This is a genomic window from Brevibacterium gallinarum, assembly GCF_014836885.1.
In the GTDB taxonomy this organism is placed as follows: domain Bacteria; phylum Actinomycetota; class Actinomycetes; order Actinomycetales; family Brevibacteriaceae; genus Brevibacterium; species Brevibacterium gallinarum.
This window is the reverse complement of the sequence record NZ_JACSPY010000005.1, coordinates 51,760-76,875: the sequence shown is the minus strand read 5'-3', so window position 1 is coordinate 76,875 and position 25,116 is coordinate 51,760. Positions and strand designations below refer to the sequence as shown.

Annotated in this window: 22 protein-coding genes, 1 tRNA gene, 1 other RNA gene and 1 riboswitch; of the genes, 10 read left to right on the top strand and 14 right to left on the bottom strand. The window is 67.3% G+C overall.

Features of this window, described 5'->3' with window-relative positions; translation table 11 throughout:
• Positions 1 to 84: 84 nt before the first annotated feature.
• Positions 85 to 426: a cupin domain-containing protein gene (locus H9634_RS06795; RefSeq protein WP_175293207.1), complete on the bottom strand. Its 342-nt coding sequence runs from the start codon at positions 424 to 426 to the stop codon at positions 85 to 87.
• 46 nt (positions 427 to 472) lie between these two features.
• Here H9634_RS06795 and H9634_RS06790 point away from each other — a divergent pair, with 46 nt between their 5' ends.
• Positions 473 to 1,024: a GNAT family N-acetyltransferase gene (locus H9634_RS06790; protein WP_191725950.1), complete on the top strand. Its 552-nt coding sequence runs from the start codon at positions 473 to 475 to the stop codon at positions 1,022 to 1,024.
• A 133-nt stretch (positions 1,025 to 1,157) separates the two neighbouring features.
• On the opposite strand, the gene H9634_RS06785 is transcribed toward H9634_RS06790, so the two are convergent.
• A complete protein-coding gene (locus H9634_RS06785) occupies positions 1,158 to 3,266 on the bottom strand; it encodes a vWA domain-containing protein (RefSeq protein ID WP_191725949.1) in 2,109 nt (702 codons plus the stop codon).
• Positions 3,267 to 3,581: 315 nt separating this feature from the next.
• Between H9634_RS06785 and H9634_RS06780 the strand changes: the two genes are divergently transcribed.
• The 4 genes from H9634_RS06780 to H9634_RS06765 all read left to right on the top strand — a co-directional run bounded on the left by H9634_RS06780 (position 3,582) and on the right by H9634_RS06765 (position 7,935).
• Positions 3,582 to 4,646 carry a polysaccharide deacetylase family protein gene (locus H9634_RS06780; protein ID WP_191725948.1) on the top strand — a complete coding sequence of 355 codons (1,065 nt, stop codon included), beginning with the start codon at positions 3,582 to 3,584 and terminating at the stop codon, positions 4,644 to 4,646.
• 51 nt (positions 4,647 to 4,697) lie between these two features.
• Positions 4,698 to 5,207, top strand: a complete 510-nt coding sequence (locus H9634_RS06775) for a hypothetical protein (RefSeq protein ID WP_191725947.1) — start codon at positions 4,698 to 4,700, stop codon at positions 5,205 to 5,207.
• A 101-nt stretch (positions 5,208 to 5,308) separates the two neighbouring features.
• Positions 5,309 to 6,340: an AraC-like ligand-binding domain-containing protein gene (locus H9634_RS06770; protein ID WP_191725946.1), complete on the top strand. Its 1,032-nt coding sequence runs from the start codon at positions 5,309 to 5,311 to the stop codon at positions 6,338 to 6,340.
• 179 nt (positions 6,341 to 6,519) lie between these two features.
• A complete protein-coding gene (locus H9634_RS06765; protein WP_191725945.1) occupies positions 6,520 to 7,935 on the top strand; it encodes an aldehyde dehydrogenase family protein in 1,416 nt (471 codons plus the stop codon).
• Positions 7,936 to 7,996: 61 nt separating this feature from the next.
• Here H9634_RS06765 and H9634_RS06760 read toward each other — a convergent pair whose 3' ends face one another.
• From H9634_RS06760 to H9634_RS06730, 7 genes are all read right to left on the bottom strand, one after another.
• Positions 7,997 to 8,236, bottom strand: a complete 240-nt coding sequence (locus H9634_RS06760) for a hypothetical protein (RefSeq protein ID WP_191725944.1) — start codon at positions 8,234 to 8,236, stop codon at positions 7,997 to 7,999.
• On the bottom strand, positions 8,237 to 8,668 hold the full coding sequence (locus tag H9634_RS06755) for a hypothetical protein (RefSeq protein ID WP_191725943.1): 432 nt from the start codon (positions 8,666 to 8,668) through the stop codon (positions 8,237 to 8,239).
• 623 nt (positions 8,669 to 9,291) lie between these two features.
• Positions 9,292 to 10,872 (bottom strand): APC family permease, encoded by a 1,581-nt coding sequence (locus H9634_RS06750; RefSeq protein ID WP_191725942.1) that lies wholly within the window; start codon positions 10,870 to 10,872, stop codon positions 9,292 to 9,294.
• Positions 10,869 to 12,218, bottom strand: coding sequence for a flavin monoamine oxidase family protein (locus tag H9634_RS06745; protein WP_191725941.1), 1,350 nt, complete (start codon positions 12,216 to 12,218; stop codon positions 10,869 to 10,871). The genes H9634_RS06750 and H9634_RS06745 overlap by 4 nt, the downstream gene beginning before the upstream one ends.
• Before the next feature lie 397 nt (positions 12,219 to 12,615).
• The gene (locus H9634_RS06740; RefSeq protein WP_191725940.1) at positions 12,616 to 13,203 is read right to left on the bottom strand and encodes a peroxidase-related enzyme; all 588 of its coding nucleotides are present in this window, start codon (positions 13,201 to 13,203) and stop codon (positions 12,616 to 12,618) included.
• 66 nt (positions 13,204 to 13,269) lie between these two features.
• Positions 13,270 to 13,920 (bottom strand): hypothetical protein, encoded by a 651-nt coding sequence (locus tag H9634_RS06735; RefSeq protein WP_191725939.1) that lies wholly within the window; start codon positions 13,918 to 13,920, stop codon positions 13,270 to 13,272.
• Between the two features lie 214 nt (positions 13,921 to 14,134).
• On the bottom strand, positions 14,135 to 14,977 hold the full coding sequence (locus H9634_RS06730) for an SDR family oxidoreductase (protein WP_191725938.1): 843 nt from the start codon (positions 14,975 to 14,977) through the stop codon (positions 14,135 to 14,137).
• 265 nt (positions 14,978 to 15,242) lie between these two features.
• Here H9634_RS06730 and H9634_RS06725 point away from each other — a divergent pair, with 265 nt between their 5' ends.
• The gene (locus tag H9634_RS06725; protein ID WP_191725937.1) at positions 15,243 to 15,656 is read left to right on the top strand and encodes a hypothetical protein; all 414 of its coding nucleotides are present in this window, start codon (positions 15,243 to 15,245) and stop codon (positions 15,654 to 15,656) included.
• 510 nt (positions 15,657 to 16,166) lie between these two features.
• Positions 16,167 to 16,607 carry a hypothetical protein gene (locus H9634_RS06720; protein ID WP_191725936.1) on the top strand — a complete coding sequence of 147 codons (441 nt, stop codon included), beginning with the start codon at positions 16,167 to 16,169 and terminating at the stop codon, positions 16,605 to 16,607.
• Between the two features lie 68 nt (positions 16,608 to 16,675).
• Here H9634_RS06720 and H9634_RS06715 read toward each other — a convergent pair.
• A tRNA-Ser gene (locus tag H9634_RS06715) sits at positions 16,676 to 16,760 on the bottom strand.
• Positions 16,761 to 17,055: 295 nt separating this feature from the next.
• On the opposite strand from H9634_RS06715, the gene H9634_RS06710 reads away from it, so the two are divergent.
• Positions 17,056 to 18,549 (top strand): N-acetylmuramoyl-L-alanine amidase, encoded by a 1,494-nt coding sequence (locus H9634_RS06710; RefSeq protein ID WP_191725935.1) that lies wholly within the window; start codon positions 17,056 to 17,058, stop codon positions 18,547 to 18,549.
• A gap of 140 nt (positions 18,550 to 18,689) precedes the next feature.
• On the opposite strand, the gene H9634_RS06705 is transcribed toward H9634_RS06710, so the two are convergent.
• Positions 18,690 to 19,385 carry a TenA family protein gene (locus tag H9634_RS06705; RefSeq protein ID WP_191725934.1) on the bottom strand — a complete coding sequence of 232 codons (696 nt, stop codon included), beginning with the start codon at positions 19,383 to 19,385 and terminating at the stop codon, positions 18,690 to 18,692.
• Positions 19,374 to 19,478: riboswitch (TPP riboswitch) on the bottom strand. It overlaps the preceding gene by 12 nt.
• Positions 19,479 to 19,560: 82 nt before the next feature.
• Here H9634_RS06705 and ffs point away from each other — a divergent pair.
• An RNA gene (gene ffs, locus H9634_RS06700) (signal recognition particle sRNA small type) lies at positions 19,561 to 19,656 on the top strand.
• Between the two features lie 206 nt (positions 19,657 to 19,862).
• The gene (locus tag H9634_RS06695) at positions 19,863 to 21,371 is read left to right on the top strand and encodes an Ig-like domain-containing protein (RefSeq protein WP_191725933.1); all 1,509 of its coding nucleotides are present in this window, start codon (positions 19,863 to 19,865) and stop codon (positions 21,369 to 21,371) included.
• 132 nt (positions 21,372 to 21,503) lie between these two features.
• Here the strand turns inward: H9634_RS06695 and H9634_RS06690 are convergent, their stop codons facing one another.
• The 3 genes from H9634_RS06690 to H9634_RS06680 form a co-directional block, all read right to left on the bottom strand.
• A complete protein-coding gene (locus tag H9634_RS06690) occupies positions 21,504 to 21,962 on the bottom strand; it encodes a DUF779 domain-containing protein (RefSeq protein WP_175293220.1) in 459 nt (152 codons plus the stop codon).
• A gap of 157 nt (positions 21,963 to 22,119) precedes the next feature.
• Positions 22,120 to 23,643, bottom strand: coding sequence for an aldehyde dehydrogenase (adh, locus tag H9634_RS06685; protein ID WP_191725932.1), 1,524 nt, complete (start codon positions 23,641 to 23,643; stop codon positions 22,120 to 22,122).
• A 173-nt stretch (positions 23,644 to 23,816) separates the two neighbouring features.
• On the bottom strand, positions 23,817 to 25,073 hold the full coding sequence (locus tag H9634_RS06680) for an MFS transporter (RefSeq protein WP_191725931.1): 1,257 nt from the start codon (positions 25,071 to 25,073) through the stop codon (positions 23,817 to 23,819).
• Positions 25,074 to 25,116 lie beyond the last annotated feature (43 nt).

The following is a 25,116-nucleotide window of genomic DNA, read 5'->3' as shown; positions in this document are numbered from 1 at the left end:
ATCCGCTGACCGGCAGATGACCAGCCAGATCACCCAGCCGGGTCACCCTGCGAGCCGGCGCGCTGGCCGGCGCCCGGCGGCCGTTCAGGACTGCAGGCGGCTGCGGTGGATGAGGGTGAGCACGGCGATCGTGTCACGGTCGGCATCGAGCCGATGGGTCTCCTGCGGGATGTCGGCGGTCTCGCCGGAGTCGAGCGCGATCGCCTCACCGGATTCGCCGGTCAGGGTGGCAGCTCCGCGGTGGATCGTGATGACTGCCTCACCAGGGTTCGGATGATCGGACAGCTGCGCGCCGGTGCGCATCGCGATGAGGATGCGCACGATCGCGGCATTGTCCGAGGGGATCCGTTTGGTCGCCAGCTTCGTCGGCTCGTCGGCGGCGCGTTCGAGCAGCTCGTTGCCGACGTCGATGATCGAGAAGGACATGTCTCTGAGTCTAGACGAGCCACTACCCCTCCTCTAGGGTGCTGTCATGCCGTTTGCCATCATCACCCCGGAAGCCAGTCCGCAGCCCGACGTGGAGCTCGGGGCTGCGATTGCCCGCGTGCACGTCGAGGGGTGGCGGGAGGCCTACGGCCACCTGCTGGATGAGCGCTTCTACGACGATGCGGTGCTGGCCACCCGCACCGAGCAGTGGGCACAGCGGCTGACGCAGCCGGAGTCATGTGCGCGCACGCGCCTGGCCGTTCGCACAGATGCCGGCGCCCCGGTCACCGCGCCGGACCTGCGGTCGAATGCCGATGTCATCGGGTTCGCGACCGTCGGTGAGACCCGCGATGACGACTGCACCGGCCTCGAGCTGTGGGCGCTGTACATCCTCAGCAGCCACTACGGGACCGGTCTCGGCCAGGCGCTTCTGGATGCGGCGATCGGCACTGAGCCGGCCACACTGTGGGTGGCCGAGGACAATCCGCGCGCCCGCGGCTTCTACGCCCGCAACGGCTTCGCACCTGACGGCGCCCGCAAGGTCGATGAGGCCGCTGATGACCTGGCTGAGATCCGGATGACCCGCGGCACCCAGTGACCTGAGAATCCGGCCACCCGGTCACCGCACCAACCCATCACCGCACCACGCGGCCGCCGCACCAGCGGGCGAAACGCAGGAACCGCCTCGGGCGCGGATCATCCGGTCCCGAAGCGGTTGCCCACGGTGCATGTCAGCTGCCGATGCGTGCGCGGCGGGTGCGCAGCAGCAGGATCGCGACGAGCACCGCGCCGATGAGCACGATCGCGCCGAGGGCGATGCCGCCCCACTTGAGTGCGCTCATGAGCACCGACTGGTCGCCGCCGGCAGCCTGATCGTCGCCCTCATCACCGGTATCCCCTGCGCCTTCAGCACCCGGGCCGTCGGTCGGTTCGCCGACGACATCCCAGCTCAGCGTGTACTCCCCCGGTGTGCCGAAGGACCCGCCGTGGATATCGGAATAGCTGAACGCGAAGTAGTAGAACCCGTCGAAGCTCGCCGGTGAGGTCTTGAACTTCGGGTCGTCTTCGCCGTCGAGGTTGCGCGGGCTGACCGGCACCGCGGAGTTGAGCGCCATCACCGTGGCCTCCCGGCTGCTGGCATAGGCGTGGCCGTCCTTGCCGAGGATGTCCTCCTGGTTGTCGAAGTCATGTGCACCCGGTTCACCGGGACGCACCGAGGTGACCTGCTGGCGCAGCGGGTTGAGGATCCACAGGTTCGGGTTGCCCGTCATCGCCTTGTCCTTGCCGGGGACCTCGAAGTCGGCGCGCACCCGGATCTGCTGGCCGTACTTGACCGGCACCTTGAAGTACTGCACCTCACCGACGTTGATGCTCGAGGTCACCACCGGGTCCTTGAGCTCCGGGGCGGTGCCGAAGGAGGTGCCGCCGCCGAGCGGGCTCGCCTGATCGCCGGGTGCGGGCAGGAAGTCGAGCTGCTCCGGGCCGGTCGCAGGCTCCGGGAAGTCACCGGGATCGGTCCCGGGCTGGACGACGAGGTTGAGCTCAAGTGGGAACGGTGTGTCCTTGGTCTGGTCGCTGCCGCCGCTGCGCTCGACGGTGACGATGTAGTCCCCGGCCTCGGTGAAGCACCTCGAGCCTTCGACGCGGGCGTTGTCCGAGCCGATCGCGCCGGTGTCGACGAAAGCGCTCGGCGGCAGATCGCCGAGGTTCATCGCGTTGGCCAGTGTCGTGTCGTTGCGACTGCAGTTCTCCTCCTGCGCAGGGCTGACGACCAGCTTCACTGCGTCGTAGTCGATCAGTCCCGAATCTGACCACGGCTGGACCATCGTCGCTGACAGCAGTCCGCGCTGGCCTTCGTCGAGATGGAACTTGTAGCTGCGCATCCCGGTCGACTCGGTGATCTTGCCGGTGGCCGTCGGCAGGCTGTCGAGGTACTGGCCGGGCTGGATGTCGACGGCGGACGCGCGGTCCTCACCGCCGGTGATCGGGGTGCCCTGGGCCTCGTAGCCGGTCAGCGCGGCACGCGCGGCGGCCTGCATCGACGCCTGCAGGCTGGTGGTGTCCTCAGCATCAGCGTAGGTGCCGTGTGTCTCGTCGGCGATGCAGGTGAGCTCCTTGCGGGCCTTCTCGTCGACACGCAGGCCCACGGTGTGGATCTTGAGGTCGACGCCGTCCGCGACGAGCTCCTTGGCCACGTCGCACGGCGGCGGTGGGGCGCAGGTGTCCTCACCGTCGGACAGCAGCACGATGCCGCCGGATCCGTCGCCGGGCAGTTCGGCGGCGGCCTTCTTCAGCGCTTCGCCGATCGGTGTGTAGCCGGAGGCCGTGATCGAATCGACCTGCTTCTTCAGCCCATCGGCGTCGATCGGCCCGACCGGGGAGAGCACCTCGATGTCCTTGCAGCCGGCGGCCTTCTCCGCATCAGAGCTGCCGGTGTTCATGCCGTAGGCGGTCAGGCCGACCTGGGCGTTGGCGTTGAGGTTGTCGATGACGTCCTTGGCCGCATCCTTCGCCGCGTCCATCCGGGTGGTGCCCTCGTCGTCGACGTCGGCGGCCTTCATCGAGCCCGAACCGTCGATGATGAGCATGATCGGCTGGCTGCCGCCGCTGCTGCCGGCAGTCGAGCCGCCGGCGGTGGCGGGATCGGCGAGCGGGCCAGCCGCTGGAGTGTCCGCGCCCGAGGCGGTGGCCGCCTCGGCAGCGGTCGCACCGGTGGCCGCCTCGGCAGCGGTCGCGTCGGCGGCGCGGTCGAGGGTGGTGGCAGCGGAGCCGACGGTCGGGATGCTCAGCGTCAGAGCGCATGCGGCGAGTGCGGCTGCGATGCGAGTGGGCAGTCTCATCGGATGTCCTTCGTCTCGGTCATGGCCTGTGGGCTGCCGGCAGCGATGCCGGGCGGGCACAGGATGTGCGGTTGGGAGCCAATGTACCCTGCCCCACTGCACGCTCAGGTGATCGAACAGCGCACCCGTGTGGCAATCTCGTGACACTGTGGTGAAGCCCCGATGACCGCGATCGGGCCCCGATGGCCACGGCCCCGATGGACCGGTTCGGGGCATCGGGCGGAAAGTCGCTGCGTGATCGGCCTGGGTCCTCGCAATCGGGGCGGATCGGGAGTTGAATGCGGAGAAGAACGCAACCGCGGAAGGACTTCCCCCATGACTTCGCGTCAGCCACTGGCGACTCTGGCTGCCTGCACCGCCGTCGGGCTCGGCGCTCTGACCGTCGCACCGGCCGCCGCCCACACCCTGCTGCATGACACGCAGTCGACTCGCACCGCCTCAGCCGGTTACGCCGAGACGCACCGGGCCCAGCCGGCCTCGCACTCCACTGCCGACGGCCGCGAGTCGAGCCGGGAGACCGCACCGGAGGCTCGCCTCGGCGACGCAGCTGGGAAGCAGCCGGACTCAGGTCCGCAGCCTGAGACCACCGCCCCGCAGGAGACCCCGACCCGGCCGCCGGGTGAGCTGAGCGAGAAGGCGCCCACCGCCTCGGGCGTGGCACCGGGCAAGGCGTATGCCGCAGCCGCCGAGGACTACGCCTACCCCGCCGCCGAGGTCAGCACATGGCTGCGCGAGGGCAGCACCGCGGCGGGCTACCCGGATGAGAAGATCGTGTTCCTCACCTTCGATGACGGGCCGACGGCACAGACGCCGAAGAACCTCACGGTGCTGCGCGATCACGGCGTGCACGCGACGTTCTTCCAGGTGGGAAAGCAGATCGACGACTCGACGGCGCCGATCGTGCAGGAGATCATCGCGCAGGGCAGCGCGGTGGCGATCCACTCGCACTCGCATGACTACACGCGGCTGTATCCCGGCAGACGCGCATCAGCCGAGCGGATCGGCCGGGACTACGACCGGGCGCTTGCCGCGGTGCGCCGGGTGCTCGGCGAGGACTACGCCTCGACGGCCTACCGGTATCCCGGCGGACACATGTCGTGGAAGAACATCACGGCCGCCGATGCCGCACTCGCACAGCGCGGCGCGACGTGGATCGACTGGTCGACCGTCAACGGCGATGCCGAACCCGCCAGCCGCAGGCCCCACGACGTGGCCGGTCAGCTCGACCGGCTGGCCCAGCGCCGGGACGCTGAGAAGAACCCGAACGTCGAGGTCGTGCTCATGCACGACGCGAAGAACAAGCAGCTGACGACACAGGCGCTGCCGGCGATCATCGAACACTACCAGGACGCCGGCTACCGTTTTGGGATCATCGGTTGAGCATCCTGGTCAGCTGACGGCGACGGTGCCGGTCGGGCGTAGACTGCCGTCATGCGCTCTGCTGCCCTGACTGCCCGGCTCGTCATCCCTGCGATCTGGCTGGGCCTCATCATCGCCATCGACCTCATCGAGGCGCCGCTGAAGTTCCAGGCCCCCGGGATCACGATCCCGCTGGGGCTGGGGATCGGGCGGCTCGTGTTCACTGCGATGAACATCGTCGAGGGGATCCTCGCGCTCATGCTCATCTCAGCCGTCATCATGACCCGGCAGATCCGCCCAGCCTGGACGCTGCTGGCGACGATCGCCGGGCTGCTGATCGTCAAGGTCGCGCTCGTGCGCCCGCTGCTGAATGCGCGCACCGAGGCCGTGCTCGCCGGCACCGCAGAGGCAGGCAGCGCGGTGCATCTCATCTACATCGCCCTCGATGCGGTGCTGTTCTGTGTGCTCGCCGCCTTCACCTGGGTGCAGGCCCGCGCCCTCATCGGCCCGGCCGCCGCAGCCGGTGCGGCAGCGCACGCGCAGGGTGCTCAGCCGGAGGGGAATCATATACGATCCTCTTGATTCGGGCCCTGCCCGCGCGTAGCCTCGAGAGACACGTATCACAGCTGTCCAGAGAGCCGACCACCTCTGAGGCATCCGAGACAGGAGAGGGCAGGTGCGCGATGGCGGCAGCACCCACACCACGGCCACAAGCAGACTCCACGGCTGCGGCATCGCCTGCGCACGGTCAGGCCTGGGGCGGTCAGCCTGCTCCCCCACCGGCTGACCTGGGCACCTGGACGGAATCGATCAGCCAGGCCGTCGTACCGCTCGACATCGAGGCGACCGGCGGTGTCGAGTTCTCCGGTCAGCTGCTCCAGGCCACAGTCGAGGACGTCGCGCTGTTCGAACTCGCCACCACCCCGCACATCGTGCACCGCACCGCAGCGCACATCTCCGATGAGGACGCCCGCTTCTACAAGATCAGCCTGCAGCTGTCCGGCCAGGCGATCCTCGAACAGGACGGCCGCACCGCCACGCTGAGGCCCGGGGACCTGGCGATCTACGACACCCACCGGCCCTACCGGCTGCACTTCCCCGAACCGAACCGGGCGCTCGTCGTGCTCTTCCCCCATGAGCTCAGCGATCTGCCGCCCGATGAGGTCGCCAAGGTCACCGCGACTGCCTTCGCCCACGACGAGGGGCTCGGTAGGATCATCAACCCGTTCTTCAGGGAGCTGGCACGCAATATGGACCAGCTCGCCGGCACGCATGCCGCCCGGCTCGTCCACTCCGGCCTCGACCTGCTCATGACGATGCTGTCCCAGGAGCTGCACCGGCAGCACGGCACCGTCGGCGACCCCGCCCGCAGCCTCGCGCAGGAGGTCCGCGAGTACATCATCGCCCGGCTCGGCGATGAGGACCTGACTCCGGCGGCGATCGCGAAGGCGCACTACATCTCGCTGCGCCACCTCTACACGATCTTCTCCAACCAGGAGACCACCGTCTCCGCCTGGATCCGCAGCCGGAGGCTCGAGCACATCCGCCGCGACCTGACCGACCCGCTGCTGGCCGATCAGACGGTGCTCGCGATCGCCTCGCGCTGGGGGCTGCGGGACGCCTCGCACTTCAGCCGGGTATTCAAAGCCGAGTTCGGCACCTCGCCGACGGCCTACCGGCGCGCGCACTTACCGCCGCTCAACGAAGCCGGGTGACAGCGCCGCACCCGGCGACCGGCCACGCGGTCCCACACGGCGGCCGACACAGCGCTGGCGGGGCCTGACTGCGACGTGATCGCGCACGCATTGACCAGCGGTGTGCATCTGTGGCCTAGACAGCAGTGGTCCAGGTCACGGATGCTGAAACAGCATCCATGTCACCTCAGGAGGACTCCATGACCGCTGACACCACTGACACCGGCCTGCTCGCGCGCATCGTCGCCCGCGACGGCGGTGATGCCATCCACGACCCCGCCACCGGTGAGCTCATCGGCCACGCGCCCACCGCCTCGGAAGCGGATCTCGACGCGGCCGTCGCCGCTGCGAAGGCCGCCCAGCAGGACTGGGCGGCAACCCCCGATGCCGAGCGCAGCGCCGCCCTGCACGCCGCCGCCGACGCGATCGAAGCCCACGCCGAGGAGCTCGCCCAGCTGCTCTCCCGCGAACAGGGCAAGCCGCTCAACGGCCCCAACGCCCGCTTCGAGGTGGGTGCCTGCGCCGCCTGGATGCGCGCCAACGCCGACTTCCCGCTCGAACCCGAGGTCGTCATCGACGACGGCGAGACCTACGCCGAGGTGCGCTACCGGCCGCTCGGCGTCGTCGGGGCGATCGGGCCGTGGAACTGGCCGATGATGATCTCGGTGTGGCAGCTCGCCCCGAGCCTGCGGATGGGCAACACCGTCGTCATCAAGCCCAGCAGCTACACGCCGCTGAGCGTGCTCGCCCTCGTCGACGTCATCAACTCGGCACTGCCGGCCGATGTGCTCATCCCGGTGTGCGGTGGCGGCGGCATCGGCGAGAAGCTCACCCGGCACCCGGACGTCGCGAAGATCATGTTCACCGGATCGACGGCGACCGGCAAGGCGATCATCAAGGCCGCCAGCGACACGGTCAAGCGGATGACGATGGAGCTCGGCGGCAACGATGCCGGCATCGTCCTCGACGATGCCGACCCGGCTGCGATCGCCGAGGACCTGTTCTGGGGCGCGTTCATCAACACCGGCCAGACCTGTGCCGCGCTCAAGCGGCTCTATGTGCCGCGCGCGCTCTGCCGCGAGGTCTGCGATGCGCTCGTCAAGGTCGCCGAGGCGATGCCGATGGGCGTGGGCCTGGATGAGGACAATGTGCTCGGACCGCTGCAGAACGCCGCCCAGCGCGACATCGTCGCCGGTCTCGTCGACGATGCCCGGAAGTCCGGTGCGACGATCCTCACCGGCGGTGAGTACGACGCCGAGGCGCCGGGCTACTTCTACCCGATCACGCTCGTCTCCGACATCGACCCGGACAATCCGCTCGTCGTCGAAGAGCAGTTCGGTCCGGCGCTGCCGATCATCGCCTACGACGATCTCGACCAGGCCATCGAGTGGGCCAACAGCCTCGACGTGGGGCTGGGCTCCTCGGTGTGGTCGGCTGACCGCCAGAAGGCCCTCGATGTCGCTGCCCGCCTGGAGGCCGGCACGACGTGGATCAACAAGCACGGTGCCGTCGATCCGCGGATGCCCTTCGGCGGGGCGAAGGAATCCGGTTTCGGCCTGGAGTTCGGTGTGGCCGGGCTCAAGGAAGTCGCGCAGCCGCATGTTGTGACGTACTGAGAAACTCAGTCGGCGGGGACAGGCACGCATTTGGCGACCTGTCCTCCGCTGTGCTGGTGGGTCAACGCTTGTTCTTCGTCTTCTCCTTCACGAGGTCAGAGATGAGCTCCACCACGATCAGAAATGCGCCGATGGCGAGAACAATGAAGAATGACCGCAGACCCTCCTGAGGGGTCTCAAAAATAAGAGAAGCGGCGCCGAACCATATCGCCGTCGGAACCGCGATCAGCACGATCGCCGCTATCACCGCCACCCATCCGATGGCCTTGGTTGAGGCCGATTTAAACCAACTTCGAATCATCTATTCTCTCCGGTTGAACAGTTCCTTGACGGCACATTTGCCTACAGGAATCGAGAAGAACGTAACTACTCCACCAGGCAAAGCCGCATTGGCAGCACGCTTTATGATAAAACTAGCGATCTTCGGCGACGTCTTCTTGAGGATATTGAAAGCGATCGATGAGGCCTTTTTGTACTGCTTGCTCTTAAGCGCCTTTCTGACTTTCGGTTCAGCGAACGCCTTCACAATCTCCTGCGCAGCCTTAACACCGAGCCCGTTTGCCGTGCAGTTTGCAAACGAATTCCAATTCCATCTTGCCGCCTGCGTCTGAATGAAGAAGAAACGGCGCCACTCACCATGAGAGATCCGGTTCGTTTCAACGCAGCTTTCATATCTGCCTACTTTCTGACGACGGCCACATTCCAGCGCCGCGTCCAGAACATCTGGGATCACCAATGCGGTGCACCACCCGTATCGGTAGCACGTTCAAGTTTATACTTGACAGATCGCCGAGCATATTGCGCGAAAGTAATAGATGACAGGGTATTCGTAGCCACTAACGTTGCATTCCTTGCGCGACCTTGCTTTCCTGCGAGGATCCGCATAAGCATCTTTGCATTTAGCTGTACGACGGTCATCGGGCAGACTTTTGACCCATTGTGACACCTTTAGCTTGTCCATCCAGCACGCGCGGTGAGACTGACCGCGAGACACTTGCCGCACTACTGGCTGCGTTGAGGGACACAGGGTGCCGCAGTGCTACTTCCGAAGACGCATTCGGGAGCGTATCCGGCGAGATAATTGGAATAGTCGTTTCGCGAAAAAACCAGACGGGCGCTCAATCCCTGAACTCTCGAAAAGCCTCGCACGCAAGTACGCCGGACATTTCTGACCAGCTTGCAACACTTACGACTAGTGGTACGAAGCTTTGTCTAGAACGCGACAGCGGGTCCGGCCTCGGTACCGAACCCCGCCGAACCGCGAGAGTCCGTGGCAGCAAATCTATCGAAACTCATTGACACCTCTGCCGGCTGACGACGGCCAGCCCCGACCACCTCAGGCCCCCGGGACGGCGCTCAGCCGATGTTCGCCTCGGCCAGCGCGTCATAGATGTCCGGGCGGCGGGATTTGAGGTACTGGCCCCAGGCCAGGCCGATGAGTCCGGTGCCCACCATCGCTCCTGGCAGGATCCAGGTCAACGGCGAGCCCTCAGCGTCGATCATGGCATCGAAGTTGAGCATGATGAGCACGAAGATGATCCCGAGCCCGAGCGTCGCGATGATCGGCGCCCACAGCCGGACGAACGCCGGGTGCGCACCGGTGCGGGTGCGGAAGTAGCCGATCACCGCCAGTGAGGTCAGGCACAGCAGCAGCACCATCCCGAAGGCTGCGGTGTTCGTCAGCCACGTGAACATCGTCAGCACCGGGAACAGCGGACCGAGCGCGGAGCCCATGCCGGCGAGGGCGAAGACGATGATGAACACGACTGCCAGCCCCGACTGCGTCAGCGACCCGGCCGCCGGCGCCTGGGTGCGGGCACCGGTGTGGCCCAGCCAGGCGGGCAGCACGCGAGCCCGGCCGAGGGAGAAGAAGTAGCGGGCGGCGGCGTTGTGGAAGGCCATGAGCGCGGCGAAGATGCTCGTGACGAACAGGATGAAGGCGATGTCGGTGAACATGACCGGCACATACTCGCCGAGGAAGGCGAACATGAGATCCGGGCCGAGCTCCTGGGATCCGGCGATGATCTGGCTGGGACCCACGCCCATTGCGAACGCCCAGGCGGACAGGGCATAGAATCCGCCGATGATCGCCACGGCGATGAACGTCGCCTTCGACACCGAGCGCTGCGGGTCCTTCGTCTCCTCGCTGTAGATCGCCCCGGATTCGAAGCCCATGAAGGCGGCGATCCCGAAGGCCAGCAGCGTGCCGAGGCTGCCGGTGAGCCAGTGCTCAGGCAGGAACGGCTCGGCGCTCAGCCCTTCGGGGGCCACGGCCACAGAGATCGCGCTGACGACGAGGACGACGAGGAACTCCAAGGACACGATGATCGCGAGCACGCTGGCCGACAGGTCGACCTTGCGCACGCCGAGCACGGCGACGACGATGAGGGCGGCGAGCGCGCAGGCCCACCACGGCAGGCTGGTGCCGAGTTTGTCGTTGATGAACGAGGCGGTGACGAAGCCGAAGATGCCGTAGAGGCCGATCTGCATCGCGTTGTATGCGGCCATCGCGAGGAAGGACGCGCCGATGCCCAGCCGCGTGCCGATGCCGGTGGAGATGTAGGCGTAGAAAGCGCCGGCGTTGCGCACGAAGGAGCTCATCCGCCCGTAGCCGATCGCGAAGAAGATGAGCACCGCTCCGAGCACAAGGTAGCCCACCGGCACCCCGAGGTCGCCGGTGACCGCGAAGCTCGTCGTCGCGCCACCGGCGAGCACGGTCAGGGGTGCGGAGGCGGCGATGATGAGGAACACGAGTTCCTTCACGCCCAGGGTGCGGGCGGCCAGGCGCGTGTCGGCGGCCGCGCCCGAGGTGGCGGTCGCGCCCGAGGCGGTGGTGGCACCCGAGGTGGGGGTCGCGGTGGTGTGAGCGCCGGGTCGCCTCGGCGTGCCGCTGCCGGAGGTCGGCGGGCCTGCCGGCGGGGCTGATGAGGCGTTCATGATGCGCTCCTCTCAGTGCGGGCGGCTGCCGTCTCGCGGTGAACGCGGCGGGCGGTGGTGATGCCGGATTCGATCGCCCCGTCGACGACGACGCCGTTCCAGCCCTTGGCGTAGTCGGCGCCGGCGAAGTACAACGCCGAGTCGGTGTCGAGGAAGGTGCTCCAGCCGTTGATGAACTGCCCGGAGCGGATCGTCGCCCAGGTCTGGCCGCTCCACTGGTCGGCTGACCAGTCGTGTCCGCCGCTGTCGACGACGGTGATCTCGGGATCCCACTGGCGCATCACCTCCTGCACCTGGGCGGTGTCGGTCAGGTCGATGGCGGTGTGGTCTGCGCCGAAGCCGACGAGGATCGTGGTGTCGTCGTCGAGGAAGTACTCGGCCTTCGTCATCGCGATCGGGCTCGGCTGCGGGGCGGTGGCGATGAAGTTGTGGTGGCCCTTGATCTTGATCCAGATCTTGAAGCCAGTGGAGTTGGTGCCGGTCTCGACGACGCTGCGCATCGCCTCGGGCAGGGCCGGGGAGAATTCGACGCCGGACAGCGCTCCGATCGGCACGGTGCAGATGACGGCATCGCCGTCGACGACCCGGCCGTCGGCCAGGGTCAGGCGGGCGCCGTCACCGTGTTCGATCTTCGCAACCGGGGTGCTCAGGTGGATCGGTCCGCGCACATCGGCGGCGATGTTGTCATAGAGTCCGCGCATGCCGCCTGCGAGCTTGAACTTCAGGGTCTGCTCATCGAGCAGGGAGAGCCGGTGGTCGGACAGGGCCGCCCAGTGCTTGGCCATCAGCGGTGAGGCGGTGGCGGTGTAGCCGTTGTAGCCGGCTGACCAGTAGGCGTCGCACACGTCGATCTCCTCCTGGCTGTAGTCGCCGTTGCGCAGCGCATCGAGCACACTGCCCTCATCGGCCTGCCGGAACCGTTCGGCGAGATCGGGGTCGCCGTCGTAGCTTTCGGAGAGCACGTAGAGCGGGTCGTGCGGGAAGGGGAAGAACTCCTCGGAGTCTTCGAAGATCTTCGCCTGCGGTCGCTGCAGCGTCGCGTCGAGGTCCTCTTCGCTGCCGGCATGCACGTCGCCGCCGCCGAGCCACATCGCCTTCTCATATTCGGGGCTGGCGACGAGCTTCTGGTTGTAGCGGACGATCTCGGTCCATACGAACGGCTGCATCCAGTGCACCCAGGTGGCGCCGAGTTCGAGGGTGTGGCCGAGGAGTTCGGTGGTCCATGCGCGGCCGCCGACGCGGTCGCGGGCTTCGAAGATCTCAACCTCGGCACCGAGGGCTTCGAGTTCGCGGGCGGCGGTCAGACCGGCGAAGCCGGCACCGATGATGAGGACTCTGCTGGTCATATCCATCACTTCCACAAAGATGACGTCGGGACTCAGCGAAAGCACCGTCAGGCACCTGGAGGAGGCGACCTCTGCGTCGCCTCTCCGGCCGGCGCGACCGGCCTCCGGTGCTGCGACCGGCGCGCGGTGCTGTGACCGGTGTCCGGTGCTGTGCTCTCGCCGGAACGAGCGGGGCTCCTCGCCATGTGCCGCGTCCGGCGCTGCTGGCGTGGGGCTCGTTCTCACCTCAGGCTAGTGATGCCGGCCACACTGCGGGAGGGGATGGGCGACCCGGCGCACGGGTTGTCAATGAGTGTGCGCGGGTGGTCAACTCAGCGTGGAGAGCGGGTGCGCGATGTCTGCTCAGGGCGCGGCGAGGGTTGAGATGTCGCCGACTGAGAGGTCACCGGCTGAAGCGTCACCGCTTGTCGCGGGGCACCCGGCCCATGAGGTAGAACTCCGGGTTCGGAGTCATCCCGGTGACAGTCGCCATCCGGTTCGACAGCCCGAAGAACCCGGTGATCGCGGTGATGTCCCAGGCGTCCTCGTCGTCGAACCCGTGGGCAGCCAGTGCGGCGAAGTCGTCATCGCAGATGAGCCACGGGGTCTGCTGGACCTTCATCGCGAAGTCGAGCATCGCCGTCTGCCGCGCGGGCAGATCGGCGTGCCGGTAGTTCAGCGCGACCTTATCGGCAATGTGGGGGTCCTTCTCGAAGATCCGCAGCACCGCCCCGTGTGCGACCACACAGTACAGGCAGCTGTTGGCCGCCGAGGTGACGGTGATGATCATCTCCCGATCGGCCTTGGTGAGGTTGCCGGTGTCCTTCTCCATCAGCGCGTCGTAGTAGGCGAAGAACGCCCGGAACTCCGCCGGCCGGCGTGCGAGGTGGATGAAGACGTTGGGCACGAAGCCGGTCTGCTGACCGACCTCTTCGATGCGGGCGCGGATATCGGCGGGGACGTCGGTGAGCTCAGCAGCGGGATAGCGATCTGTGGTATGCGTCATAGTCACACGATAGGCGCTGCCGGCGACGTACGGCCCGCCGTCTCAGCGCCTCAGCAGCGGAGAGCCTCAGCGCCTGAGTGTCTGAGAGCCTCCACGCGGGATGATGCCGTGCCTGACCCGCCAGCGCTGCACCAGCACGAGCACGAGGCACATGACCGCCAGGCTCACGACGGCGGCGAGGAACCACACTCCCAGACGCAGCAGTGTCGGCGGGCCGCCGAAGACGAAGATCCCGGCGAACCCACTGGCGATGCCGGCGATGATCCACACCGGCAGACCGATCCCGGCGCTCACCCAGCGCGGGAACGTCCCTGCTGCCAGCGGGATGGCCGCGGCGATCGCGACGGCAGTCGCCGTGAGCAGGAAGAGAAAGATGATGAGCGCAGCCGCTGGGGTGGAGAAGAGCTCGTCGAGCACGCTGCCGGGCACGACTTCGGTGCCGACGATCGGCTTCCAGGCGACCGCGGCGATGAGCCCCATCAGCGCGACGAGAACGACGCTGACGGTGAGCATCGACACCAGCCCGTGGAAGCGCACGCCGCGATCGGGGCGCTTCTCGCCGATGAACACCAGCGGCACCACCATGCCGAGAAGACCGAGCCACAGCGCCGCAAAGCCTTCCGTGTCCTCGATGATCGAGAAGTCGTCGTTGCGCACGAGCCTGAAGTGCACACCGATGACGAGCACGGTGCCGATGATGAGCCAGATGAGCCCCATTCCCACACACTGCCCGACGTCGGAGATCCAGCGCGGCGGCCGCCGGTCGGCAGGTGTGGAGCCTGGTGTCGTGTCCGGTCGCGGGTGCGCGACTCGCGGTCCGGGTGTCCGGCGCCGAGGCGGTGGCGGCGGCTGTCCCGCTCGGGATGGAGGCAGCGGTCCAGGCCGACGCGGTGGTCCCGGCGGACGCGGCGGGTAGGGCGGATAGCTCATCTCAGACCTGCCGATCCACCGTCGCGGTTTTGGGTTCTGCCGGCTGCCGGCGGCCGGTGAAGGCATCCATCGTGTTGTTGACGCCCAGGGCGTTCATGATCTGGTCGAACCAGGCGGCCGGCAGCATACGCACGAGCGGCAGGGTGCGCACGAACCGGGGCATGATGAGCTGGATGCGCCCGGATTCGATCGCGTCGAGGATCCGGCCGGCGGCATAGTCCGGGCTGAGGATCGGCAGCAGGCGCGGGAACTTCGTCTTGACGCCGGCGAACATGCCGGTGTCGATGTAGTACGGGCACACGACGAAGGAGTCGACACCAGTGTCGTCCTTGGCCAGTTCGACGCGCAGCGATTCTGCGAACCCGACGGCGGCGAACTTGCTGGCCGAGTAGTCGGTCTGCTTCGCCACCCCGACCAGGCCTGCCGCACTCGAGATCGTCACCACCAGCCCGGAGCGTCGGGCGATCATGCCCGGCAGGAACGCCCGGGTCACCCAGTACAGGGCGAGGGTGTTGACGGCGAAGGTGCGCTCGATCTCCTCATCGGCAGCGTCGAGCAGCCGCTTGCCGGTCACGATTCCGGCGTTGTTGACGAGCACATCGACCGGGCCGGTCTCCACCGCTGCGGAGGCGACTGCCTCCCGGTCGGTGACGTCGACGGCGAAGGAGGTCGCCGCACCGCCTCGGGACCGGATCGAAGCGCAGGCTGCCGCACCCGAGGTGGGCGAAAGATCCCAGATCACCACCCGGGCGCCGCGGGCGGCGGCACCCTCGGCGAGCAGCCGGCCGATGCCGCTGCCGCCGCCGGTGATGAGAACAGTGCGTCCGCTCAGAGGGTGCTTCATCGTCGTCGCCTTCCGTCACTCAGTGGCATCTGCACTCAGCGTACAGGCGTTCGGTGCCGAAAGAGTCGCACGACGGCAGGGGCAATCCGGCGGGCCGGCGGACAGGGAGGCTTGTGCGACCCCGGTTCTCTGCCGATACCCCGGTGGGCGTATGATGCTCCATATCACCGGCACTGCGGAACGAAACAGCTGATGACGTCTTGACCTACCGAATGCGCAGGCAGTGCCACCTTCTTCTCATTCTCGTCTCTTCCAAGGATCTGCCATGACTGCTGCTGTTTTCACCCGCCGTTCTGCCACCACCTCGGCTCGCCGCTCACTGGCTGCCGGACTTGCCGCGCTCGCTCTCATCTCCGGCTCCGTCTTCACCGATGTCGCACCTGCTGCGGCCGCGCCGAAGTCCTGCTCCGCGAAGATGTCGATCAGCCAGCCGCGCCAGTACTCGAACACCTGGGTCGAGGTCTCGAAGGTCGGCTCGAAGGCCAAGATCGAAACCGTCGCACACTACAAGACGACGAAGACGAAGAAGCGGGCGACCGCTTCGACGAAGGGCAAGGCGAGCCTGAAGTACTACATCTCGGGCGCGACCCCGAACCGTACGGTCAAGGTCACCGTCACCGCCACGAAGGGCAAGACGACGTGGAAGTGCTCCACGTCGTTCAAGCCGCGCCGGAAGTGATCGCCCGCCGCCGCCTCGGGCCCGGTGCCTAGGGCGGCGGTGCGTGGGGGGCAGTGCCTGGGGCGGCGGTGCCTTCAACGAGACAGGGTGAAGACGGCACCCAAAACGGCTGGCTGCAGTCTTCGACTGCTTGCCCTTCATCGGATCGCGGGTTCGGCATTGAGGACACTGCAGCCAGGCAGATGCGGGATCCCTCCGCAGTCGGCAGTGCACATACCGGGTGCCATAGGATCGATGCGAACGTCGCACTCGGAACTCTGCACGCCCAGAAAGGCACCGCTCATGCGTCCTGGCACACCTCCCGTCCTCTCCGCTGCACTCCTCACGTCGCTTGTGCTGCTGGCTGGTTGCGGCAGCAGCTCGCAATCACCGGCCGAATCCACTCCCAGCCCTGCCGCCGAGGGCACAGCCGGGGAGGGCACGTCTGACAGCGGCGAACAGCTCGTAACCGACGACGCCACGAGCTCGGCGCAGAAAGACGGTGGGGGCACGGGCCCGAAGGCAGATTCCATGTCTGCCGTCGAGCAGAAGGTCGGTGCCGCGGTTGAGTCGGTGATGGGGCGCGGCGCCTGCAGCAAGAGGGAGGAGTTCGCCCCCGGCACGCCATTGAACGAGTGGAGCCGGCTCGTGGAGGACCTCCAGGACGATGCCCTGTTCGGTCCGCTGGAAGGATCGCTGGTGGCCGTGGACTGTGTGCGCTCGGCTCCGACCGAGATGTATCCCGACGGCGAGGAGCACGTGCTGCTGCGGTTCTTCACTGACAGCGCTGACGTCGATTCCGACTTCCACCAGACGCTGCCGTCCGTGCAGGATGACTACGAAGCCGCCTTCTTCACGCACGATGAGGAGAAGTGGACTGCCTACGTGAGCCTGGCTGATGAGAAGACGATGGACGTCCTGGAGTCGACGCTCGGCGCTGAGCTCCACGGACCCGGTGATTTCCAGCCGTGATGTGCCCCACCCGGAGACGACGAAGGCCCCTGACCACGTTTTCCCTGGTCAGGGGCCTTTATCTCGCGCGGAGGATAGGGGATTTGAACCCCTGAGGGCGTTAACCCAACACGCGTTCCAGGCGTGCGCCATAGGCCGCTAGGCGAATCCTCCGCAGGAAATCTTACCGGAATCCGAACGGTAAGCGAAATCGAGCCCCAGCGACCGGCAGCGCAGCCGGCAGTCCGCCTGGCCAACCGGGCCACTGCCGCGGGCACAGCCACCGGACCGCACAGCACGATTCCTGTCGCAGAGTTCGAAGAACTCGATTCGGCAACGACTGCCGACTCCCCGCACCCCAACCCGAGACATCTGGGCACAGGCGTGCCATAGTGGCACACGGCGAGTCCTGTGCAGCCAGCGCCGGCGCCGCCGGAATGCCTGTCTTCCCCTTCCCTGAAAGGCATACATGCGCTATATCGCTTCTGCGGCTGCGACTGCGGTCGCCGCCAGCATGCTGACCGGACTCGGGCTCGCACCGTCCGCCGCCTTCGGCGCGGACCCGCAGCCTGAGATGAACGCCATCGACCTCGCCGAGATCAGCGACTCCGGCATCGGGATCCCCGGTGCCCGCGACCGCTCAGCGGCAGCCGAATCCGCAGCCGCCCAGCAGAGCGCGGATCAGTTCTCGTTCCTGCCCTCCCTGCTGCGCGCACCCGCACCCGGGACCAACGGCACCGCCGCCCTGGCACAGCCGCTCGCCCACCCTGCCAGCGCGACCGGTGCCTCGGCGCCGGACGGCGGCTCACAGACGGACGCGATCCACGGTTCGGCCTCCGACATCACCGAGGACGGCCGCACGATCGCCGCCCTGTCCGATGTCGTCGAGCCAGCCGATGACGCTCCCGGCATCGTCGGGGTCGTGTGGCGAGGGGCAGAGGACGCCGAGGTGGAGATCCGCACCCGCACCGGCGGTGAGTGGAGTGCTTGGTCGGGTCTCGACACCGACAACGACCCCGAACAGCCCGGCGCCTCGGGCACCGAACCGTACTCGATGGCCGGGATGGACGCCGCGCAGCTGCGCATCCTCGGCAGCACCACCCCGCACGAGGCGAAGGTCCTGAGCATCGACCCGAAGCGCTGGAGCGGTGATGAGACCGCCGTTGAGTTCAACACCCCGGTGACCGATGGCGCGGCCGGAGCCTCGGATGCCCAGGCGCCTGCCGCCTCGGGCACGGCGACGATGGCCTACGCACCCGGCGGCGCGGCAGCGCAGACCGTCGCCAAGGACAGCGGTGTGAAGGCCCCGAAGATCGAGCACCGCAAGGCCTGGGGTGCCGCGAAACCGAAGTCGGATCCGGCGATGACCAGCAAAGTGCAGGCAGCGGTCGTCCACCACACCGACGGATCGAACGACTACACGGCCGAGGACGTCCCGGCGATCCTGCGCGGCATCCAGCACTATCACCAGCAGGGCCGCGGCTGGGACGACATCGGCTACAACATGCTCGCCGACAAGTACGGCCGCCTGTGGGAGGGCCGCGGCGGCGGGCTGAAGAAGAACCCGGTCGGCGCGCACGTCGTCGGCTACAACCAGGGCAGCTTCGGCATCTCGGTCATCGGCAGCTACGGCACATCCGCGCCCCCGCAGGCCACCCTGGACGCTGTCGAGCATGCGATCGCCTGGAAGCTCGCGCTCTCCGGTGTCGATGCCGGCGGCACCACCACGCTCAAGGGCACGAAGATCAACGTCGTCTCCGGTCACCGCGACCTCGGCCAGACCGACTGCCCAGGTGACGCATTCTATGCCAAGCTGCCGCAGATGCGCAAGGACATCGCCGAGATCCAGAAGAACGGCGGGCCGGTGAAGAAGGACCCGCCGAAGGATGAACAGAAGGACAAGAAGAAGGGCGAGGAGAAGGACTCAGGTCTGCAGCCGGGTGCCAGCGACCGCAACGCCTGAACCGCGCAGGCTGGCCGACCTCAGGTCACGAACGGGCGGGCTGGGAGTGATCCCCAGCCCGCCCATTCGCTGTGCTGACACAGTCGGCGAGACCTCGCCGAGGCACCTCGCCCGGTCAGCTGTCGCGGCCCTCGTACCGGTCAGCTGCCGCGGCCCTCATAGGTGACGTCGAAGAAGTCGAGCTCCAGGGCCACCGTGCGCTCCCAGCGGGCGGTGAGCTCCGCAGCCCGGCCCGCGGCCTCGGCAGCCGGCCACACCCGGTTGAGCTCATCGACGAGGAACTGGCACCACGAGCTGAACGCCTCCCCGCGGTGCAGCTCGATCCATTCGGAGTGCACATAGCGTTCGGGCAGCGGGGCGTCGCGCTCACCCCAGTCGAGGTAGAGCCACTCGGCGATGACGAGCATGACGAGCAGGTCGGCGTATGCGGCCTGCGCGACCGCGTCGTACATCTCGGCCTGGAACCCGGCTGCCGCGCGCGAAAGCTGCGGGTTCCGCCAGTCGTCCTCGGTCACGCCGAGCTGTGTGAAGGCCTGCTGGAAGTACCCGTCCTCATCGGCTGCGAGCATCCCGAGCTGGGCGGCGAACCGCAGCTTGGAGTCGAGCCGGTCGGCGTGCGCCACACACCCGCCGAGCATCGAGAGGAACGCGTCGAAGAACTGATAGTCCTGCACGAGGTAGCCAGCCAGCACCGCATCGTCGATGGTGCCTGCGAACAGCTCGTCGACGAAGCGGTGCCCGACTGCGGCGTCCCACTGCCCGGCGCTGTCGCCGAGCCGCAGCCGCCCGGCCGGGGAATCGGCCGCAACGCGAATGGTCGTGTGGATCTGTGTCATGTGATCTCCCTCCGCCGGTATCACCCGGATCAGGTTCGTAGGGTCTGTCTGTGCACTCTCAGTGCCCGCGCGGGCACTCCCCTGTCAACACCCTCACTGTAGCCCGTCTCCCGTGCCCGAGGCGGTGGCCGGCTCCGGCGTTTTTGGTTCGGTCCCTGCCTGGTCTAGACTGTTATGCGGCTCCCCGTGTGGCGTCATCTTGTGAACTCCCCCAGGGCCGGAAGGCAGCAAGGGTAAGCGAGCTCTGGCGGGTGCACGGGGAGTCCTCGCATTCATGCGCTGTCACAATTGCGCAACATCCCTCAACACTGTTTGCGCAGGTCACATGCCATCTGCTCGCCGATCGGCGGGCTGAGAGCGCGCATTGTTCCACAGCCGTTACATCGCGCTTCCTATATTTGTGCTGTCGCCTTCCCATTCCTGCCCTCGCAGTTCTGCGAATGTGCATCGTCTCCACTGCCATGAGAAAGGTCCCTCATGCTCCGTCGCCGCCCCCTCGTTGCCGGCCTCAGCGTCTCGCTCGCCATCGTCCTCGCCGCCTGCACGGCGACACCCGATGCTGAGCGCGGACCCAGCGCGGCTCCGAGCGCGGATCCGCATCCCGCACCCGAGGTGACGGTCTCGGTCGTCGACGATGACGACGCCTCCGCCACACCCACCTCGGCGGCGGGTTCCAGCGGCACACCCGAGGCAGACAGCACCACCGGCGCAGCAGATGCTGATGGCAAGAGCATCGAACTCGACCCCAGCGGGCACTTCGCGCTGACGGTGTCCGGCGGCGAATTCACCGAGGTCACCGTCACCGACGCCGACCACCCCGAGGTGAGCGTCGACGGCACCTTCGACTCCGGCACCGAGGGAAGCGACCCGAGCGCCCCGGCCACCGCCTCGGCGACGGAGACTCAGAGCGCCAACGCCGGCGGCGGCACCTCAGGCGCAGGCGCGACTCCCAGCGCAGGCGGCACTCCCGCCGGCGACAGCACTGACCGCGAAGACGGCACTCCCAGCGGCGCCAGCACTGGCAGCAACGACAGCGCTGCCAGCGGCGGCGATGCCGATGGTCAGGGCACCCGCTGGGTTTCCAGCTATGGGCTGGCCGGCAACGCCGCCTACGAGTGGACGGCGACGACCGTCGCCCCGGATGGTGCCACGCATGAGGCTTCGGGGACGATCACGACGACCGAACCGCAGGGCCGTTCGGCGCGGATTTTCACCGTCATCGGCGATGACCAGGAGGTCGGCGTGGCCGCCCCGATCATCGTGAACATCGGTGCGACTGTGCCGGAGTCCTACCGCGATGACATCGAGCACCGGCTGTCCGTCGAGGTCACCGACGAGGACGGCAAGCAGCGCGAGGTCGAGGGTTCGTGGGGCTGGCTGTACGACACCGATGGGATCTCGCGGGTGCACTACCGGCCCAAGGAGTTTTGGCCGGAGCACTCGAAGGTCAAGGTGAAGATGGCTCTGGAGGACGTGCCGTTCTCGCAGACGCGCTTCGGTGAGAAGGACGTCTCGCTGGACTTCTCGATCGGCCGCGAGCAGACCGTGACCGCTGATGCCAAGACGCACCGGATGATCGTCACCCGCGGGGATGAGACGATCATGGACTACCCCGCCTCGCTCGGCGCAGCCCGCTCACCGTCGTACAACGGCACCCACATCGTCATGTCGAAGGCGGCGAACTACACGATGACCTCGGAGCGCTGGGGGTACTCAACGCCGGTGCGCTGGGCGGTGCGCATCCACAACAACGGCGAGTTCATCCACGGTGCGCCGTGGTCTGCCGGCTCGCAGGGCTCGGCGAACGTCTCGCACGGCTGCATCAACCTCACCAATGAGCGAGCCAAAGAGTACTACGACTCGGCGATCTACGGCGACCCGGTCATCGTCAAAGGCTCCTCAGTGTCCCTGTCGAAGGAGGACTCGGACGTCTCCGACTGGGTCTACGACTGGGATGAGTGGCAGGAGCTCTCCGCGCTCGACTGAGCAGCACCGCCGCGCCGCAATACCGCGAGACCACCGCGCCGGGGGCGGGGCACCGAGCGGGCCGGCAGACAGACAGCTGACTGGGGCCAGGAGATTCACTCTCCTGGCCCCAGTCGTGTCCCGGCGGTGCGGTCAGCCCTCGTCGACGTCCATCAGGGTCGAGCGGATGAGGAACCGCTTGCCGGTCGGCGTCTCGACGCTGAATCCGGCGCCGCGCCCGGGCACGACATCGACGGTCAGATGCGTGTGCTTCCAGTAGTTGAACTGCTCGGCTGACATCCAGAACTCCAGCTCCGAGGTGGTGCCGGCCGGCCGCGGGATCTCGAACCGGCCCAGCAGCACGTCGGCATCCGAGGTGAGGAACTCCCCTGCGGGGAAGCACATCGGCGTCGACCCGTCACAGCAGCCACCGGACTGATGGAACATCAGGTCCCCGTGCTGGTCGATGAGCTGCTGGAGCAGCTCGACGGCCGCCTCCGTCAGGGCGACCCGTGAACGGGTCTCCCCCTCGATCGTCGGCGCGGAGTCGAGCACGGCCGGATCTGCTGCCGCTGCGGCGGCTCCTTCGGCGATGGTGGTGTCATCGGACATCGGACCTCATCTCCGTGCACATGCGTGCACTGTGCTGCTGCGACGGGCCGGGCCGGCAGCCTGGCCGGCGAGCGATCTGACCGCGGGTCGGCGAGCGGTCTGGCCGCCGGCCGGCACAGGTGCTGTGCGTCGGCCCGGCCCGTCGCAGGTGGCAGGATCAGAAGAAGCCGAGGGCGTCTTCTGAGTAGCTGACGAGCATGTTCTTCGTCTGCTGGTAGTGATCGAGCATCATGAGGTGGTTCTCCCGGCCGATGCCCGAGGACTTATAGCCGCCGAAGGCCGCGTGCGCCGGGTAGTTGTGGTAGTTGTTCACCCACACGCGTCCGGCCTGGATCTCACGGCCGGCCCGGTAGGCGACGTTGCCGCTGCGGCTCCACACGCCGGCGCCGAGGCCGTAGAGGGTGTCATTGGCGATCGACATCGCCTCGTCGTAGTCGCTGAACGAGGTCAGTGCGACGACGGGCCCGAAGATCTCCTCCTGGAAGATGCGCATCGAGTTCTGGCCCTTGAACACCGTCGGCTGGATGTAGAAGCCGCCGGCCAGGTCGCCGTCGAGCTCGAGCACCTCGCCGCCGATGAGCACCTCGGCGCCCTCCTGCTTGCCGATGTCGAGGTAGGACTTGATCTTCTCGAACTGGTCGTTCGACGCCTGCGCACCGACCTGCATATCCGTATCGAGCGGATTGCCCTGCTTGATCGCCCTGACGCGCTCGAGCCCAGCCTCGACGAACTCATCGAAGATCGACTCCTGCACGAGTGCGCGCGACGGGCACGTGCACACCTCGCCCTGATTGAGGCCGAACATCGCAAAGCCCTCCAGCGCCTTGTCGTAGAAGGCGTCCTTGTCCGCCATGACGTCGGCGAAGAAGATGTTCGGGCTCTTGCCGCCGAGCTCCAGGGTCACCGGGATGAGGTTCTGGGAGGCGTACTGCATGATGAGCCGGCCGGTGGTGGTCTCACCGGTGAAGGCGACCTTGGCGATGCGCTTGTTCGAGGCCAGCGGCTTGCCGGTCTCCACACCGAAGCCGTTGACGACGTTGAGGACGCCCGGCGGCAGCAGGTCGCCGATGAGGTCGACGAGCACCATGATCGAGGCCGGGGTCTGCTCAGCGGGCTTGAGCACGACGCAGTTGCCGGCCGCCAGGGCCGGGGCGAGCTTCCACACGGCCATGAGCAGCGGGAAGTTCCACGGGATGATCTGGCCGACGACGCCGAGCGGCTCCTTGAAGTGGTAGGCGACGGTGTCCTCGTCGATCTGGGACAGCGTGCCCTCCTGGGCGCGGATCGCACCGGCGAAATAGCGGAAGTGGTCGATCGCCAGCGGCAGGTCGGCGTTGAGCGGTTCGCGGATCGCCTTGCCGTTGTCCCAGGTTTCGGCGACCGCGAGCATCTCGAGGTTCTCCTCGATCCGGTCGGCGATTTTATTCAGGATCACCGCCCGTTCAGCCACCGAGGTCTTGCCCCAGGCCGGCGCGGCCTTGTGTGCGGCGTCGAGGGCGAGTTCGACATCCTCGGCAGTGGACTGTGCGACCTCGGTGAAGGCCTTGCCGGTGACCGGGGTGATGTTCTCGAAGTAGTTGCCCTTGACCGGCTTGACCCAGTCGCCGCCGATGTAGTTGTCGTAACGGGACTCGAAGGCGACCTTGGCGCCCTCAGATCCCGGCTGCGCGTAAACAGTCATGGATGCTCCTCATTGAGACGGTTGGAGGGGTGCGACAGCACCGCTGCAGGCCGCAGGGGCGCGGCGTACCCTCACCCTATGAGCGTGTGATGCAGATCTCAACAGGCACCGACTGGGGATTCGCACACAACTCGGCCACCGCCTCGGGAGCGGTGGAGAACCCGCCGCGCACCTCAGGTGACGACCGGCCGGGAGCGGCCGAGCAGCAGCGCGATGACGAAGGCAACAGCCATCATCGCGCCGATGAGGATCGTCACCCCGGTCCAGCCGCCGAGCTCCCATGCGGCAGGTGCCAGGTTGCCGTTGATCGAGGAGCCGCCGTAGTAGAAGAGCATGTACATCGATGCCGCCTGCGCCGGCACCCCGACCGAGGCCTTCGCACGCACCGCCACCCAGGCTGAGGCCAGCGAGTGCATGATGAAGAAGCCCATCGCCAGCACTGCCATGCCGACGATGATGACGACGAGCGGGCGGGCGATGAGCAGGCCGATGCCGATGAGCGCGATGAGCGAGCCGAAGGGCATCATCGAGCGCAGCGAATACCGGTCGGCGGCCCGGCCGGCGAGTGCGCTGACGGTGCCGGCGACCGGGTAGATGAGGTAGAGCAGGCCGATCGCGCCGATTGAGAGCAGGTACGGTTCGGCCTCCAGGCGGAAGCCGAGGACGTTGAAGGCACCGACGAATACGCCCATGCCGAGCCCGCCGGTCAGGTACAGGCCCAGCAGCACCGGGTCGCGGAAGGCCCGGCCGAAGCTTCCGATGAGTTCGCGCGGGGACTGCCGGCGGGGGTGGAATCCGCGGGATTCGGGCAGCAGCGCCCAGCAGGCGGCCGCGCAGATGATCGACACGACCGCGGTGGCCGCCAGCGCCATGTGCGCCGGGCTCAGCGGCATAGCCGCGGTGAGTCCGAGGCGGTCGAGGATGTCGATCGTGCCGGTGGTCACTAACCGGGCAGACAGCCCGCCGATCGTCGTACCGAAGATGTACAGCCCCGTCGCCGAGGTCGCATAGGACGGGTGGATCTCCTCGCGCAGGTACACCGCGGCAGTCGCCGGCAGCCCGGCGAGCACCACGCCCATGACGAAGCGGGCAAGCAGGAACAGCGCCCAGTCATCGACGAAGGCGACGCCGATCCCGAGGATGGAGGCTGCGAGCAGCGACCAGCGGATGAGGCGCACGCGTCCGATCCGCTCGCTGACCGGTGCTGCGACGATGAGCCCGAGGGCCAGGCCGGCGGTGGCAGCGGAGACGGAGAGCGCAGCGCTGGTCGGGGAGATGCTGTAGTCGCGGACGAAATACGGCAGAATGGCCTGAGTGTTGTACAGCAGAGTGAAGGTCGCCAGGCCCGCCATGAGCAGGCCGATCTCGATCCTGCGCGTCATCGGCTCCCCGCGCCGATACCCCTCGAAGCCCCGGTCGTCCTCACTCATCAGTCCCAGCATACGCGCGCGCTGAGCGCGCAGAAGAAGGAGT